Below are 16,872 nucleotides of genomic sequence, written 5' to 3' on the forward strand. Positions count from 1 at the left end.
TGGGTATGCGCCCCGCGACGCCTTCGGTGCGCCGCGCCGCTCCTTCTCATTGTCGGTTGAATAAGAGGGGCATTTTTGCTGCGGATCAGCGGTAAAACTGCGCGATTAGAGCATGTTTTTCCGCTGTTATTCAGTAACAGGGAAAACCTGCCTCAAGCCATTGGCATCGAACGCGAAAAATACCGCTGAAATCCAACATAACAGCGGAAGAAAAAAAGTGGATCGGAACGGGGACGAAACGAACAGGTCAGTTCGCCGTCACCCGACCCGTCCGCGCCAGCTTACCCCATCCGACCCGCGGGCCGCGCAGCGCTTGGGCAATCGCCTTCAGCACCACATAATACATCACCTGGCGATAACCGATGCGCTGCGGGATCAGCAGCCACAACAGGCTCCATTTCTCCCGCCGCTCCAGCGCGAAGGCGATCACCGCCGCGAGCATGTCGATCGCGGTGAACACCAGCCAGTAGATCAGCATCTTCTCGACATCATGCTGGGTCTGCGCCCAGCCATGCGCCTCGACCGAGATCCAGGTCATGACGAAGCTGAGGATCAGCGCCAGATCGATGATCGGCGAGATGGCGGCCAGCACGATCTGGAAGACGATCGCCTGGGGCAGGCCGACCCGCGCCAGCCCCTTCGGCTTGCCATGCGCCATCACTGCGCGATGCTTCCACAGGCATTGCAACGTGCCATAGGCCCAGCGGAAGCGTTGTTTCGCCAGCCCGGCGAAGCTCTCCGGGCTCTCGGTCCAGGCGACGGCATATTGATCGTAGGTCACCTTCCAGCCGGCCCGCTGGATCGCGATGGTCAGGTCCTGGTCCTCGGCCAGCGTATCGTCGGGATAGCCCCCGACGCTCTGAATCGCCGACAACCGCCACGCGCCGACGGCGCCGGGCACGACGGTCATCGCATCCAGCCGGGCCAGCGCACGCCGTTCCAGATTCTGCGCTGTGATATATTCGAGCGCTTGCCACTTCGTGACCAGGTTCACCCGGTTGCCGACCTTGGCATTGCCCGCCACCGCGCCCAGCGCCGGATCGACGAACCAGCGCGCCAGCCGCGCGATCGTCTGCGGCTCGAACTGCGTATCGGCATCGAGCGCAATGACGATCTCGCCCGTCGCCAGCTTCAGCCCCTCGTTCAGTGCCCGCGCCTTGCCGCCATTCTGCAGGGTCAGCAGCCGCACGCGCGGTTCCTGCGCGAACGCCTCGGTCACCACGGCGCTGGTGCGGTCGCTGGAGCCGTCGTCGATCACGATCACTTCGATCCGCACATCGACGCTCGCCAGCACGCCGTGCACCGCGCGCACGATCACGGTTTCCTCGTTGAACGCCGGGATCATCACCGTGACGAAGCGGTTGGGGTCGATCGTCGGGAAGATCGTCCGCCCCTCGCGCCGCGCCTGGATCAGCGCCAGCGCCGACAGCGTGATCGCCCGCGCGATGCCGATCGAGATGGCGAACAGGAAAATCCAGCCCAGCGCCGTGATCGTCGCGCCGATCGCGCCGAAGATGAACAGATCGGTCTCCGCAGCGACCCGGTCGCTTTCGGAAATCACCGGCATCGCCACGTCGCGTGGGATCCCCGCGAGGGTCGAGACGGGCACGAACCGGTATCCCTTGGCGCGCAGCGTCTCGATGATCACCGGCAGCGCCGCGACCGTCTGCGCGCGGTTGCCGCCCGCATCGTGCAGCAGCACGATATTGCCGCTCCGCTCGACATTGGACGCCTCGACGCCCTTGATCGTCTCGTCGATGATCGTCTGCACGCCCGGCCGCTTCCAGTCGCCCGGATCGACGTGCAGGCCGACCGAGGTATAGCCCCGGTTCTGCGCCTGCAGCGCCGGCTCGATTTCGTCGGCCGTGGTCGGCTCGGCGTCCCCGAAATAGGGCGCGCGGAACAGCCGCAGCGATCGCCCTGTAAAGGCCTGGAACAGCCGCTGCGTGGTGTTGAGCTGGAACGCCGTCTCGCTGTCGGTCGCGCCGGCGAGATTGGGATGGGTGTAAGTGTGGCTGCCCACCTCATGCCCTTCTCGCACCATCCGCTCGAGCAAGGGCCGCTCGGTCAGCGCATTCTCGCCGATGATGAAGAAGGTCGCGGGCACATGCTCGCGCTTCAATATGTCGAGGATGCGCGGCGTCCATTCCGGGTCGGGCCCGTCGTCGAAGGTCAGCGCCACCTCGCCCGGCTTGTATCCGGTCCGCGCCACGACATAGGGCGATGGCAGCCGGACGAAGTCGACTGACGCAAGCGATCCGTCCTTGGCCGCGACCGCGTGCCGCACGCCTTCCACCGGCACGCCGGCGATCTTCAAGATCTCGCCGCTTCCCTCGATATCGACATCGGTGCCCGCCGGGATCGCATTGATCGCCGATGGTGCCGGCAAGGTGCGGTGCGTGCGCCCGAAGATCGACCACAGGCCCGGATCCTCCGAGCCGAGCCGCCATACCGCGACCGCGCCGATCCCGGCGCGCGACAGGAATCGCATCTGGTTATAGGCCGAGGCCGCGTCGAGCATCCACACGACATGCCGCTCAGTGCCCTCCTCATAGGCGAAGCCGCTATTGCCGCTCGCCTTGTCGAACACCGGCATGGCGCTCGATTCCCGCGCCGCCTGCCAGCCTTCGTCGATCGCCAGCGGATCGCCGCCCTTGCCATGCCAGTCATAACCGTAATTGCCGATCGCCACGACCAGCTTGGACGGCGCCACGCCGCGCGACGCGCGCTCGACGGCCTGTTCGAACCAGGCCTGCGACGCGATCGGCCCGGCCTCGCCGCCCAGTTCATGCTCGTCATAGGCCATCAGGAACACCCGATCGACGATCGCGGCATAGGATTTGACATCCCAGCCCGAATCCTCGCCGACCGGCACCGCGATCGCGACGATCCAGCCATGCCGCCCGAACCGCGCCTTCGCTTCGCGCAGGAACGCGCGGTAATCGGGCTGCGCGCTGGGCGGCAGCTCCTCGAAATCGAAAAAGGCGCCGCCCGCCTGGTTGGCCGCCAGCCAGGGTTCGAGCTTGTCGAGCAATGCCCGGCGCTGCATCGGACTGTCGAGCAGCGCCGCCATGCCCTTGCCGTCCCAGTTTCCCTGGAGAGCATTCTGGATCATCGGCAGCAGCAGCGGCCGGTGCGGCGCGCGATTGAGGATCGCCCGCCCCGCCTGGTCGCGGAACACGGTGATGCGGTGGTCGGCGCCCGTCACCGAGACCCAGCCGGGGATCAGCCAGTCGAGGTCCTCGATATGCCGGCGCAGCGACGCGGCGCTCGATTCGTCCCAGGGCACATGGAAGCCGATCGCGATCGGCGCATTCTCCCGCACGCCGCGCGCCGGGCGGCCGGTCAGCAGCCGGGCATAATGCGTCAGGCCGTGCCGTGCCCGCTTGAGCAGCGGCTCGTGCGGCGGCGGCAAGCGGGTGAGCGCGGGATGCTCGGCATCGACGGGGAGCAAAGGCGCCCGCGGCACCGCACCGATCGACAGCGCCAGTGCAGCGAAGGACAGCAGGACCAGTGCAACAAACGCCCCGACCGCAAACGCGAAGCGCCGCCGTCGGCGGCCGGAAGCGTCATAGAAAATCGGCGTGAGGCTCATGGGGTTCCCGGTGCAATCGTCAGTATCGGATGTCGCCTATTTCATTCACGGGATGGCATTGCCCGCTCGATTACATGACAAATCTGTCATCCAGGCGCCATCATGCAAAGCTTTGGCACCAGGGGACGCAGCATGCGCTATTTTCCACACCCATCCAATGGTATGATGGACGCGGCCCGGAACGCAGGCGTAGCGTAACGTTGGAACGTGTCGCCCCGGCGTATCGCGGGTGGCAACCATGGCCGGTTATGACCGGGGACAAGGGGGGCATCATGCTCAAGCTGACTGTCAACGGCGCCGCGCATGAGGTGGATGCCCCCGCGGACATGCCCCTGCTCTGGGTGTTGCGCGATCTGCTCGGCCTGACCGGCACCAAGTTCGGTTGCGGCATCGCGCAGTGCGGCGCCTGCACGGTGCATGTCGATGGCGCACCGCTTCGCTCCTGCCAACTTCCCGTCGGGACCCTCGGCACTCGTGCGGTCACCACGATCGAGGCGATCGGCGAGACGCCCGCCGGCGCCCGCATTCAGCGCGCCTGGCTCGACCATGAAGTCATTCAGTGCGGCTATTGCCAGTCGGGCCAGATCATGGCGGCGACCGCGCTGCTCGCCGGCACGCCCGCGCCCGACGATGCCGATATCGATGCCGCCATGTCGGGCAATATCTGCCGCTGCGGCACCTATGTCCGCATCCGCCAGGCGATCAAGGCCGCCGCCACGCCCTGACATCAGCCGACCTTCGCGCTCCCCGCTCCTTCAAGGTCCTTGCCAATGTCCGTCCTGACCGACCTTTCGCCCGCTGGCCCCATCCTCTCCCGCCGCAGCCTGCTCCAGGTCGGCGCGGCGGTGGGCGGTGGCCTGCTCATTGGCTTCGTCGCGCCGGGCATCATAGCGGCGGAGGCGGCGACGCCGGGTTTCGCGCCCAACGCCTTCATCCGCATCGACCCGGCCGGCAAGGTCACCCTGGTCATGCCGCAGGTCGAGATGGGCCAGGGCACCTACACCTCGATCTCGATGATCCTCGCCGAGGAACTCGATGCCGACTGGCACCGGGTGGCCTATGAGCATGCCCCGCCAAGCGACGCACTCTACGCCAACCCCGTGTTCGGCCTGCAGGCGACGGGCAATTCCAACTCGATCCGCGCTTTCTGGCTGCCCCTGCGCAAGGCCGCCGCGGGCACCCGCGCGATCCTGATCCAGGCCGCCGCTGCCGGCTGGAAGGTCGATCCCGCAAGCTGCCGCACCGAAGCGAGCGAAGTGATCCATGACGCGACCGGCCGCCGCATCGGCTATGGCGCGCTCACCGGCCGCGCCGCGGGGCTGAAGCCGCCGGCCGAACCGCAGATCAAGGACCCGAAGGATTTCCGCCTGATCGGCAAGCCGCTGCGCCGGCTCGACACGCCGGAAAAGGTCAACGGCCAGGCCAAATACGGCATCGACGCCATGCCCCCGGGCGTGAAGTTCGCCACCCTCGCCCATTCCCCCGTGTTCGGCGGCAAGGTCGGCCATGTCGACGACAACGCCGCGAAGCTGGTGCCCGGCTTCCGGCAGGTTGTCGTGCTCGACGATCTGGTCGCGGTGGTCGGCGATCATATGTGGGCAGCACTTCAGGGTCTCGCCGCGCTCAACATCACCTGGAACGAGGGCAGCAACGCCGGCGTCGACACCGCCCAGGTCCACGCCAATCTGGTCAAGGCCAGCCAGCGTCCCGGCGTCAATGCCAAGAATATCGGCGACGTCGCCAAGGCACTCGGCAAGGATCCGATCCAGGCCACCTATGACGTGCCGTTCCTCGCCCATGCGCCGATGGAGCCGATGAACTGCACCGTGCACATCACGCCCGGTGGGTGCGAGATCTGGACTGGCATCCAGGTGATGAGCCGCGCCCAGGCAGTCGCCGCCAAGGTCACCGGCCTGCCGCTCGACAAGGTCATCGTGCACAATCATCTGCTCGGCGGCGGCTTCGGCCGGCGGCTCGAGGTCGACCAGGTCGAAAAGGCCGTGCGCATCGCGCAACAGGTCGACGCGCCGGTGAAGGTCGTGTGGAGCCGCGAGGAGGATATCCAGCACGACGTCTATCGCCCGTCCTGGCACGACCGCTTCAGCGCGACGCTCGAGGACGGCAAGATCAGCGCCTGGCACCATGTCATCACCGGATCCTCGGTGCTGGCGCGCTGGCTGCCGCCCGCCTTCGTCAACGGCCAGGATTTCGACGCGGTCGATTGCGCGCAGGACATGCCGTACGACATCCCCAATTTCCGGGTCGATTTCGTACGCGAGGAACCGCCCGCCGTGCCGACCGGCTTCTGGCGCGGCGTCGGCCCGGCGCACAATGTCTTCGTCATCGAAAGCTTCATCGACGAGCTGGCACACAAGGCGGGTGTCGATCCGGTGCAGTTCCGCCTGAACATGCTCGGCAAGGCGCCCCGGCTCCAGGCGGCGCTCCGCGTCGCCGCGCGGAAATCGGGCTGGGGCAGTCCGCTGCCCCCGCGCGTCGGCCGGGGCGTCGCGGTGCAGCCCGCCTTTGCCAGCTGGATCGCCACCGTCACCGAGGTCGGCGTCTCCGAAGACGGCGAGGTCACGTTGCGCCGCGTGGTCTGCGTCGTCGATACCGGCATTGCGGTGAACCCCGACACGATCATCGCGCAGCTCCAGGGCGGCATCATCTTCGGCATGACCGCGGCGCTCCACGGCGAGATCACGATCGAGAAGGGCCGGGTGCAGCAGAGCAATTTCCACGACTACCGCATGCTCCGCATGAACGAGACGCCGCCGATCGAAGTGCACATCATGCGCAGCGGCGAAGCGCCGGGCGGCATCGGCGAAGCCGGCACCTCGATTTCGATGGCACCGCTCGCCAACGCGATCTTCGCTGCGACCGGCAAGCGGCTGCGCCACCTGCCGATCGACCGCGATGTGCTGGCCGGGAGGAAGGAAGCATGAGCCGCCGTCGCATCATCGCAAGCGTCATCGCCGCCATCGTCGTGGCCGGCGCCGGAGCCCTGGCCTGGATCGCCTTCGGGCCGGGCGCGATGGATTTCGCCGGCGGGCACCGCGTGTCGCTGGCGGAATATCGCGGCCCCAACGTCACTGGCGTACCCGCCGACTTCGCCTCGGCCGATCCGGTCGCGCGGGGCAAATATCTGACGCTCGCCGCGGATTGCCAGGCCTGCCACACCGCCAAGGGCGGCGTGCCCTTTGCGGGCGGCCTGCCGTTCAAGCTGCCCTTCGGCACGATCTGGTCGCCCAACATCACCCCAGACAGGGCAACCGGCATCGGCGGCTGGACGGATGCGCAGTTCCTCGCCGCATTGCGCGAAGGCAAGGGGCCGAAGGGCCATCTCTACCCGGCGATGCCGTACAGCGCCTATACCTGGATGACGGATGCGGATGCCCTGGCGATCCGCGCCTATCTCGCCACCCTGCCCCCGGCGCGCTTCGAGCGACCGATGCTCACCTTTTCCTTCCCGTTCAACCAGCGCTGGCTGATGTCGGTCTGGGGCGGCCTGTTCAATCCGAACCGCCGTTTCGAGCCGAACACCGACCGCAGCCCCGAGTGGAATCGCGGCGCCTATCTCAGCGAAGCGCTGGCGCATTGCGGCGAGTGCCACACGCCGCGCAACCTGATGCAGGCGCTCGACAATCGCCGCAAATATGCCGGCGCGGTGACCGCCGGCTGGCGCGCGTTCAACATCACAGCCGACAAGGCAACCGGCGTCGGCGACTGGGGCGATGGCGAGCTCGCCCAATATCTCTCGCAAGGCCATGCGCCCGGCCGCGGCACCGCCACCGGCCCGATGGGCGAAGCGGTCGACCTCAGCCTGCGCTACCTGACGCCGTCGGACATCGCGGCGATGGTCACCTATCTGCGCAGCGTCTCCGCCGTCTCGACGTCCGACCAGCCCCGCCCGGCCCCCGGCCCCGCGCCGGTCGGCCACCGTCTGGCCGCCGCGGACGACGCCGCGCCACTCGGCAAGAAGATCTTCGAGGGCGCGTGCATCGGCTGCCATGCCTGGAACGGCAATGGCGCGCTGACTGGCCTCGCCACGCTCAACGGATCGCGCGCGGTCAATGATCCGGAGGCGACCAATGTCGCGCAGGTGGTGATCCTCGGCGCGCGGCGGCACCCGGCGCAGGGCGACATGGTCATGCCGGCCTTTGGTCATGCCTATAGCGACGCGGAGATCGCCGCCGTGGCGAATTATGTCACCGCCCGCTTCGGATCGAAGCCGTCCAGCGTGACGCCGAAACAGGTCGCGGCGTTGCGCAAGGCGAGCTGACCGGGAACTTCTCGCCCTCCATTGGAAATCGTGCTCAGCACTCCTCATATGAGGGGCGCACCGCTCGCGAAGGATTCCCCATGCCCCGCCCGATGAAGATCGATTTCGTCTCCGACGTGTCCTGTCCCTGGTGCATCATCGGGCTGCGCGGACTGGAGGAGGCGCTGGCGAAGACCAGTGACGTGGTCGATGCGCACATCATTTTCCAGCCGTTCGAGCTAAATCCGGCGATGCCGCCCGAGGGCCAGAACATCGTCGAGCATATCGCAGAGAAATATGGCTCCACGCCGGAGCAGTCGGCCGCCAATCGCGAGATGATCCGCGCCCGCGCGGCCGAGCTCGGCTTCACCATGCGCGGCACCGACCAGAGCCGCATCTACAACACGTTCGACGCGCACCGCCTGCTCCACTGGGCCGAAATCGAGGGTCATCAGGCAGCACTCAAGCACGCGCTGTTCGACGCCTATTTCACCGACCAGCAGGACCCGTCCGACCATGATGTGCTGGTCGCGGCGGCGGAGAAGGCCGGCCTCGATCCGGCGGCGGCGCGCGAGGTTCTCGCGACCGGCCAATATGCCGAGGAGGTTCGCCGCACCGAACAGCTCTGGCAATCGCGCGGCATCAGCGCCGTGCCGGCCATCGTCATCGACGATCGCTATCTCATCTCCGGCGGCCAGCCGCCCGAGGCCTTCGAACAGGCATTGCGCAGGATCGCGGCCGAGACGGCGTGAACGCCACCGAGTCGCGGTGACAACAATGGGGAATGCGTTGGTGGGACATGGGCGCGGCGCAACGCGTGTTGCAGGATCGACACCGCCATTCTGGCGCGAATCACGGCTTGTTACCGCTTTCTCCTCCCGTTCCGGGACATTCCGGGCTAACGGTCTGGCGCGAATTTCCTGTGCTACATTAACATTCTTTGGACTTCGGCGTGGTGAAGAATATATGACGTCCGCATGACAACGCCTCCACCGGACGGGTCGCGGGATCGCCGGATAGAGGATCCTACCAACCTCTGGATCATTCACCCTGCCGGGCGCGCCCTTTTGCCCTGGGCGGTGGAGCACCGCGTCTCCGCCAATCTGGTCTCCGTGATGGGGCTCGGTTTCGGAATCATGGCCGCCGCCGCTTATGCCCAATGGCATGACTGGCGCTTCGCTGTGGCCGGTCTCGCTCTCTCGATCTGCTGGCTGATCGCCGACGGACTCGACGGCATGGTCGCCCGCGCGACCAACACCGCCAGCGCGATCGGCCGGATTCTGGACGGCGTGTGCGATCACGGCGTGTTCATCCTGATCTACGTCGTCATCGCCACCTCGATCGGCACCGGCGAAGGCTGGGCCTGGGCCTTGGGTGCCGGCGGCGCCCATATCGTCCAGTCCAGCCTGTATGAGGGCGAACGCGCCCGTTTCCACCGCCGCGCGCGTGGGCTGGCGCGCGGACCGGTGGTTGCCGGATCGGGCAATCTGGTGGTCCGGGCCTATGACTGGATCGCCACCTCGATCGATCGCGCCTCGACTCGCTTCGACGCCTTGTTCGAGGACCGCGCCATCGCCCCCCGGCTTGCCACGGCCTATTCGGCACGGGCGGCGGGGCCGATGCGCCTGATGATCCTGTTGACCGCCAATGTCCGCGTCTATGCGATCTTCCTCGCCTGCCTTTCCGGCGATCCGCGCTGGTTCTGGTGGTTCGAGCTCGTGCCCCTGTTTCTCGTCACCGCCATCGGCATCGGCTGGCACCGCCATATCGAGGCCGTTTTGTTGCGTCAGTTCTCGGCAACCGCACCCGTGGGTGCCACACCTTCTTTTTCTATTCACTCCAAGGATATCAATCGACCATGAACAGCATTCGGATCGCCCTGGTGGGCGTAGGCAACTGCGCAAGCTCGCTGGTGCAGGGCCTGGAGCATTACCGGGACGGCGCCAATGACAATGTCGGCCTGATGCACTGGGAACTCGGCGGCTACCGTCCGAGCGATATCCAGGTCGTCGCTGCCTGGGACGTCGACAGGCGCAAGGTCGGCAAGGACGTGGCGGAGGCGATCTTTGCCAAGCCGAATTGCACCGCGATCTTCTCGCCGGTCGTCAAGCCGACCGGCACCAAGGTGAAGATGGGCAAGATCCTCGACGGCGTCGCCGAGCATATGGAGAATTATGCCGACGACCGCACCTTCCTGGTCGCCGACCTGGCCGAGCCGACCAAGGATGAAGTGGTCGCCGAGCTGAAGGCATCGGGCACCGACGTGCTGATGAACTATCTGCCGGTGGGCTCGCAGGAAGCGAGCGAGTTCTACGCCGAATGCGCGCTCGAAGCGGGCGTCGCTTTCGTCAACAACATCCCGGTGTTCATCGCCAGCAACCCGGAATGGGCGAAGCGCTTCAGCGATGCGAACGTGCCGATCATCGGCGACGACATCAAGGCGCAGCTCGGCGCGACCATCGTTCACCGCGTGCTGACCGACCTGTTCGCCAAGCGCGGCGTGAAGCTGGATCGCACCTATCAGCTCAACACCGGCGGCAATACCGACTTCCTCAACATGTCGAACCGCAAGCGCCTGGCCTCGAAGAAGGTTTCGAAGACCGAAGCCGTCCAGTCGGTCGCCGCCGAGCGCCTGGAAGACGAGAACATCCATGTCGGCCCGTCCGACTATGTCGCGTGGCAGAACGACAACAAGATCTGCTTCCTGCGTATGGAAGGCCAGCTGTTCGGCGGCGTGCCGATGAACCTGGAGCTGCGCCTCTCGGTCGAGGACAGCCCGAACTCGGCCGGCGTCGCGATCGACATGATCCGCTGCGCCAAGCTCGCGCTCGACCGCGGCCTGGGCGGCCCGATCGACGGCGCTTCGGCCTATTTCTGCAAGCATCCGCGCACGCAGATGACCGACGACCTCGCCCAGATCGCCGTCGAGGAATTCATCGCGGCGTGATCGACACCGCGATCCTGCTCGCAGCCGGCGAAGGCAGCCGGTTGCGGGCGCTGGCACCCTACAAGCCGCTCTGCGTCGTGGGCGGCAAGACCCTGCTCGAACACGCCATCACCGGCTTTGCGGCAGCGGGCATCGGCCGCGTCATCGTCGTGCTCGGCTATGGCGCGGAGGCGATCACCGCTGCTCTTGGCGCGCGCGACTGGCCGGTGACGGTCGAGACCGTGATGTCGGCGGACTATCGCAAACCGAATGGCGTGTCCGTGCTTGCGGCGGAAGCTGCGACGCGGGGTGGCGACGCGCTGCTCGCCATGTGCGATCACCTCGTCGATCCTGCACTCTACCGGCGACTTGCCGAAACAGGTGCGCAGGGCGGCCTGACGCTCGGCATCGACCGGCTGCTCGAACAGGAAGCGGTCGACATGGAGGACGTCACCCGGGTCGCAACCGACGGCGACGCGATCGTCGCGATCGGCAAGGGCATCGAGGTGTTCGATTGCTTCGACACCGGCGTCTTCGCGATCGGCCCTGCCCTGTTCGACGCACTGAAACGCTTCGAGGCGCCATCGCTCAGTGCGGGGGTTGGGTATCTTGCCGGCCAGGGCCTCGCCCATGTGGCGGATTGCACGGGCATTAGCTGGATCGACGTGGACGATCCCAAGGCGCATGTGCTGGCGGAGCGGTGGGTCTCGCAAGCGGCGTAGCGGGGGCGGGAGCCCGCCACCCCTCTCCCGTTCGGGCTGAGCTTGTCGAAGCCCCGTTCTTCCTTTCTCGCGGCAAAAGGGAAGAACAGCCCTTCGACAAGCTCAGGGCGAACGGAGAAGGGTTGGAAATGCCTGTTTGCGAGAGCTTCCGGCCTAGCCCGGACGCCGCTACCGTTCTCCCAATGCGCCTCACATCCACGCCCAACACCGTCCGATGACCGCCCTCGCCGGCATGCTGAGCTTTGCCGGCTGTCCCGACCTGTCCGGTGCCTGCGGCCGGATGCTCGATGCACAGCGCCTTTACGGCAGCGGCAAGCCCGGCTGCTGGGCTGACGATGTGCTGGCCATGGGCCGCGATCTCCACGCGACGTTGCCGGAAGATGATTTCGACACCGGCCCGGTGGTGATCGATCACGGCCGCTTCGCCCTGGTCGCCGATCTCCGCCTCGACAATCGCGAGGATCTCTGGCGCGACCTCGACTTCCCGCTGCCCGACCTCGTCCGTCAGTCGGACGCCGCCGTCCTGATGGCCGCCCTCGTCCGCTGGGGCGAGGCCGCGGTCGACCGCCTCGCCGGTGATTTCGCCTTTGCCTTCTGGGACCGCACCACGCGCCGCCTGTTGCTCGCGCGAGATTTCCTCGGCCAGCGCCCGCTCCATTATCATCGCGGCCGCGATTTCCTTGCCTTCGCCTCGATGCCCAAGGGCCTGCACGCCTTGCCCGAGATCCCGCCCCGGCCCGACCAGGACATGGTCGCCGAATTCCTTGCCCTGCTTCCCGAAACCGGCGGACACAGCTTCTACGAGGGCGTCGAGCGCGTGCCGGCGGGCCATGTCGTCGCGGTCACCCCGGCCGGCCTCTCGACGCACCGTTACTGGAACCCCGCGCCACCACTACTCCGGCTCCGCACCGCCGCCGATTATGACGAGGCGGTCCGCGAACAGCTCGACCGCGCCGTCGCCGCGCGCCTCAGGAGCATCAGCGGGCTCGCCGGCACGCATCTCAGCGGCGGGCTGGACAGCGGCGCCGTCGCCGCCACCGCCGCGCGGCTGCTCGCCCCCGACGGCCGGCTCGCCGCCTTCACCGCCGTGCCCCGTGCCGGCTATGACGGCGCCGTCCCGCGCAACCATGTCGCCGATGAAGGCCCCATGGCCGGCGCCGTCGCCGGGCTCTATCCGAACATGGCGCATGTGCTGGTCCGCACCGGCGGCCGATCTCCGCTCGCGGCGCTCGACCGCAATGTCCTGCTGTTCGACCGTCCGGTGCTCAACTTGTGCAACGGCGCCTGGATGGACGCGATCATGGACGCGGCAAAGGGGCGGGGCGTCACGGTCATGCTCACCGGCCAGATGGGCAATATGAGCTTCAGCTTCACCGGTTTCTCCGCATTGCCCGATCTTCTCGCCCGCGGCCGTCTCATCCAGCTCGCACGCCATCTCCGGGACTTGCGGAGCAACGGCGTGTCCCTGCGCAACAGCGCCGCGCATACGATCGGGCCATGGCTTCCCGCCAGCCTGTGGCGCCTGCTCGACCGTACCCGCGGCCGCCGTCTCGATCTGCGTGACCACAGCGCAGTGAATCCGGCGCGCGCCGCGCGGGCGGATGCCGATTTCAGCTATCGCCCGCCGCGCGATCCCGTCGCGGCGCGAGTCCATGCGCTGCAGCGCACTGACCTCGGCAATTACAACAAGGGCTATCTCGCCGGCTGGGGCGTCGACACGCGCGATCCGAGCGCCGACCGACGCCTGATCGAGCTGTGCCTGTCCATCCCCGCGACCGAATATCTGCGCGACGGCCGCCCCCGCGCGATCGCCCGCAACGCCTTCGCCGATCGCCTGCCCGCCGCCGTGCTGAATGCGCAGCGCAAGGGGCTCCAGGCAGCCGACTGGCACGAAGGCCTCGCCGGAGCCCGGGACGAGGCAGCGGCGGAACTCGACCGGATCGCCGCCGCGGTCGACAGCGCGGGTCCGCTCGACCTGGCGATGCTGCGCACCCTGATCGCCGACTGGCCGAGCGGGAACTGGAACGCGCCCGAGATCCACGCGAAATACCGCCTCGCCCTGCTCCGCGGCCTCTCCGGCGGTCATTTCATGCGCAAGGCCGGTGCGTCACCGGATCAATAGGCGAAGCTCAGCGTGACGCTCGCGCTGCGCGGCGCAGCGTAAAAGGCCTGGCCCCACATCAGGCTGCCGAGATATTTCCTGTCCGTCACGTTGCGCACATTCACCGTCGCGCGCACCCGGTCGATCAGGCGAATGCCCGCCATCAGGTCGACCACCGCATAAGCTTCCTGCTTCAGGATCACGTCGCCGTTGACCACGCCGTAGGCCTGTACGCCGGCATCGGCATAACTGATCGCATTCTGCCAGCGCAGTTGCGCGCCGAGCTTTAGATCGTTGAGCTCAGGCAGGACATAATTGGTGGCGAGCTTCAGCGTTTTGGTGGGCAGATAGGTGCGTACCTTGTTGCCCGCCTGATCTTCGATCTTCAGCCCGGTATAGCCGCCGCTCACGCTCCAGCGATCGGTGATCCGCCCGGCGACCTCGATCTCGAATCCTTTCGATGTCGTATCGACCCCGGCATAGCAGGTGTCGCCGATCGGCCCTTCCGGACATGGGCCGTCCGGATCGCCATAGGTGCCGATCGCCGAGGCGAGGCCCTTCTGCCTGGCGCGGAACAGCGATGCGGTGGCGTAGAGCCGGCCGCCGAACCATTCGCTCTTGATGCCGCCTTCGATGCTGCTGCCCGCCGCGGGATCGAGCTTGCGGTTGTCGATGCCGGTCTCGGCCTGCGGATTGAAGATGTCGGTATAGCTCGCATAGAGCGAGACGTTCTTCGTGAGATCGAAGACCGCGCCGACATAGGGGCTGACCGCGCTGTCGTCGCGCGACTGATCGGTGCCATAGGAGGTGCCGGTCGATGTCAGCCACATCGCGCTGGCGCCGACCACAGCCTTGAGATTGTCCGCGACGTTGAGATGCGCCGCGCCATAGACGCGGGTCAGCCGGTCGCCATAATCCGCCGCGAGATAGGCTCCGGGATAGACCGGCTCCGCGACCTGCACCCGGCCCCAGTCCTGCACCGCCGGGAAGTCGATCGGATCGGAGGAGAAATTCTCATATTCCAGCCCATCCGATCGCGCGGTCGATACGCCGAATGCAAGCTCATGCTCGCGCCCGAACAGCTTGATCGGCCCCGAGGCGGTGAAGTCGCCGAGATACTGGTCATAGGTTGACGGATAGATGCCCGACATGCCGCCGACGCCGAGCCCGGTCGCCTTGTCCGGATAGCCATAGGCGTAGAGCAGCTTCGATTCCTCGGTAAAGCGCTTGTAGGTGAACACGCCCTTGGCCGACCAGCCGCCGGCGAAGCTGTAGGCGAGCTCGCCGAAGACACTCTGGTCGTGCGTGTCCCAATAGGTCCAGTCGGCCGAGGTCGAAGCGGAGACGGGGAAATCGATCCGGCTGCCGTCGGTATAGGTCAGCGGCAACGCGCCCCACAACACGCCGTCCGCGCGATTGTCCTGCCGGCTGTACCCGACCGTCGCCTTCAGCCGCGGCGTCGCTTCCCAGCTGAGCAGCGCGCCGTACACGTTCCGGTCGACATGATTGTAATCGAGATAGGAATCGCGGTCCTCATGTGCGACGATTCCCCGGACCGAGAGCGTATCGGTGATCGGCACCGAGACATCGGCTTCCACGCGCTTCTGGTCCCAGGAACCGAGCTGCGCCGACAGATTGGCCTGAAGCGTGTCGGTCGGGCGCTTGCGGACATAGTTGATCGTCGCGGACGGGTTGCCGATGCCGGTCATGATCGCGTTGGCGCCGCGCACTGCCTCGACCCGCTCGAACAGCGCGGTGTCGAGATCGCCGAACTGGATGCCCCACAGCAGCGGCAGGCCGATCCCGTCGACCTGGAAATTGGTGATGTCGAAGCCGCGCGCATTGAAATAGGTCCGATCGGTCTCGACCCGCTCGACATTGATGCCGACCACTTGGTTCAGCAGATCGTTGACGTTGGTCAGCGCGAAATCGCTGATCCGCGTCCGGTCGATGATCGTCACCGATTGCGGCGTTTCGCGCGGCGTGAGCGTCAGGCCGGTGGCCGCCGCGCTCGGCGTGTCGAGCGTGCCGGTGACGATGATGTCCCCCCGGTCCTGGACATCCTCGTCCCCCGGCCCGGCGGCCAGCGCGGTGCCCGGCAGCAACAGGCTGAAGACGGTCGCAAGCAATGCATGTCGCACGGACGGTTTCATTTCGGCGGATCCTTTGCTGACGTGATGCGCCGGCCGCTAGGGGATAGTTATAATGCGAGTCAATCGCATTATCATTAACGATACCGCGCCTGAAAGCGACGCTGGCGCTGCAAGCCGCGATGCGTCAGAACCGCGGCGATGCCGAAGAACCGCTATCTCACCGCGCCGCCTAGCGACCATTTCGACGGCGTCCGCTTCTTCAATCCAGGCCAGCCCGCCACCGATCGCGCCCTGTCGCAGATACTCCGCTGGAAGCTCGGCGAACGCCCGGCCCGCTGGCCGAAGAGGGTGCCGGTCGAGCAGGCACGCCCCGACCCCGCGCCGGAACGGCTGACGATCACCATGATCGGCCACGCGACGCTGCTGATCCAGGCCGGTGGGGTGAACCTGCTGACTGATCCGGTCTGGTCGGAGCGGGCGAGCCCTTTTTCCAATGTCGGCCCGAAACGCGTGACCGCGCCGGGCGTCGCGTTCGAGCATCTGCCGCCGATCCACGCCGTGCTGCTCAGTCACAACCATTATGACCATCTCGATCTCGCCACGCTTCGCCGGCTTCACGCCGCGCATGCGCCGCTGATGGTGATGCCGCTCGGCAATGATGCGATCGTCCGGCGCGCGGTACCCGATGCCCGGATCGCGGTCGGCGACTGGCACGACCGGATCGAGCTCGCCCCCGGACTGGCCACGACCCTGACTCGCGCCAACCACTGGTCGGCGCGCGGCCCGGGCGACCGGCGCATGGCGTTATGGGCGGGCCATTGGATCGACACCCCGGCCGGCTCTGTGTGGTTCGCCGGCGACACGGGTTATGGCGATGGCGCGATCTTCCGCGACATCCGCGACCGCCACGGCGCGCCCGACGTCGCGCTGATCCCGATCGGCGCCTATGAGCCGCGCTGGTTCATGGCCGACCAGCATGTCAATCCGGCCGAGGCAGTGGCGATCCTGCAGGACGTCGGCGCGGCCCGTGCGCTCGGCATTCATTGGGGTACCTTTCAGCTCACCGACGAACCGCGCGATGCCCCGGTCGAAGGGCTGGCGGCGGCATTGGAAGCCGCCGCGATAGCGGCCGCGCACTTCGTCGCGGCGGAGGCGGGCGGCGTCTACCGGTTCTGAG

At 66.9% G+C, this 16,872-nt stretch carries 11 protein-coding genes; 9 read left to right on the forward strand and 2 right to left on the reverse strand.

Annotation, left to right across the window (positions count from 1 at the left end):
• Nucleotides 1–247 precede the first annotated feature (247 nt).
• Complete coding sequence (locus ACZ1I5_RS13200) at nt 248–3,595, reverse strand: glycosyltransferase (protein WP_465169707.1); 3,348 nt, start codon at nt 3,593–3,595, stop codon at nt 248–250.
• A 272-nt stretch (nt 3,596–3,867) separates the two neighbouring features.
• On the opposite strand from ACZ1I5_RS13200, the gene ACZ1I5_RS13205 reads away from it, so the two are divergent.
• The 8 genes from ACZ1I5_RS13205 (at nt 3,868) to ACZ1I5_RS13240 (ending at nt 13,623) form a co-directional block, all read left to right on the forward strand.
• On the forward strand, nt 3,868–4,320 hold the full coding sequence (locus tag ACZ1I5_RS13205) for a (2Fe-2S)-binding protein (protein WP_465169708.1): 453 nt from the start codon (nt 3,868–3,870) through the stop codon (nt 4,318–4,320).
• Between the two features lie 45 nt (nt 4,321–4,365).
• A complete protein-coding gene (locus ACZ1I5_RS13210) occupies nt 4,366–6,537 on the forward strand; it encodes a xanthine dehydrogenase family protein molybdopterin-binding subunit (protein WP_465169709.1) in 2,172 nt (723 codons plus the stop codon).
• On the forward strand, nt 6,534–7,874 hold the full coding sequence (locus tag ACZ1I5_RS13215) for a c-type cytochrome (protein ID WP_465169710.1): 1,341 nt from the start codon (nt 6,534–6,536) through the stop codon (nt 7,872–7,874). The genes ACZ1I5_RS13210 and ACZ1I5_RS13215 overlap by 4 nt, the downstream gene beginning before the upstream one ends.
• Nucleotides 7,875–7,954: 80 nt before the next feature.
• Complete coding sequence (locus tag ACZ1I5_RS13220) at nt 7,955–8,605, forward strand: DsbA family oxidoreductase (protein ID WP_465169711.1); 651 nt, start codon at nt 7,955–7,957, stop codon at nt 8,603–8,605.
• 225 nt (nt 8,606–8,830) lie between these two features.
• Nucleotides 8,831–9,715 (forward strand): CDP-alcohol phosphatidyltransferase family protein, encoded by an 885-nt coding sequence (locus tag ACZ1I5_RS13225; protein WP_465169712.1) that lies wholly within the window; start codon nt 8,831–8,833, stop codon nt 9,713–9,715.
• Nucleotides 9,712–10,800 (forward strand): inositol-3-phosphate synthase, encoded by a 1,089-nt coding sequence (locus ACZ1I5_RS13230; RefSeq protein ID WP_465169713.1) that lies wholly within the window; start codon nt 9,712–9,714, stop codon nt 10,798–10,800. The genes ACZ1I5_RS13225 and ACZ1I5_RS13230 overlap by 4 nt, the downstream gene beginning before the upstream one ends.
• A complete protein-coding gene (locus ACZ1I5_RS13235; protein WP_465169714.1) occupies nt 10,797–11,501 on the forward strand; it encodes a phosphocholine cytidylyltransferase family protein in 705 nt (234 codons plus the stop codon). The genes ACZ1I5_RS13230 and ACZ1I5_RS13235 overlap by 4 nt, the downstream gene beginning before the upstream one ends.
• A gap of 214 nt (nt 11,502–11,715) precedes the next feature.
• On the forward strand, nt 11,716–13,623 hold the full coding sequence (locus ACZ1I5_RS13240; protein ID WP_465169715.1) for an asparagine synthetase B family protein: 1,908 nt from the start codon (nt 11,716–11,718) through the stop codon (nt 13,621–13,623).
• On the opposite strand, the gene ACZ1I5_RS13245 is transcribed toward ACZ1I5_RS13240, so the two are convergent.
• Nucleotides 13,617–15,755: a TonB-dependent siderophore receptor gene (locus ACZ1I5_RS13245; RefSeq protein WP_465169716.1), complete on the reverse strand. Its 2,139-nt coding sequence runs from the start codon at nt 15,753–15,755 to the stop codon at nt 13,617–13,619. The genes ACZ1I5_RS13240 and ACZ1I5_RS13245 overlap by 7 nt on opposite strands.
• 138 nt (nt 15,756–15,893) lie before the next feature.
• On the opposite strand from ACZ1I5_RS13245, the gene ACZ1I5_RS13250 reads away from it, so the two are divergent.
• Nucleotides 15,894–16,871, forward strand: coding sequence for an MBL fold metallo-hydrolase (locus tag ACZ1I5_RS13250; protein WP_465169717.1), 978 nt, complete (start codon nt 15,894–15,896; stop codon nt 16,869–16,871).
• Nucleotide 16,872: the final 1 nt, after the last annotated feature.

This window comes from Sphingomonas sp. BL-S-30, assembly GCF_055521475.1.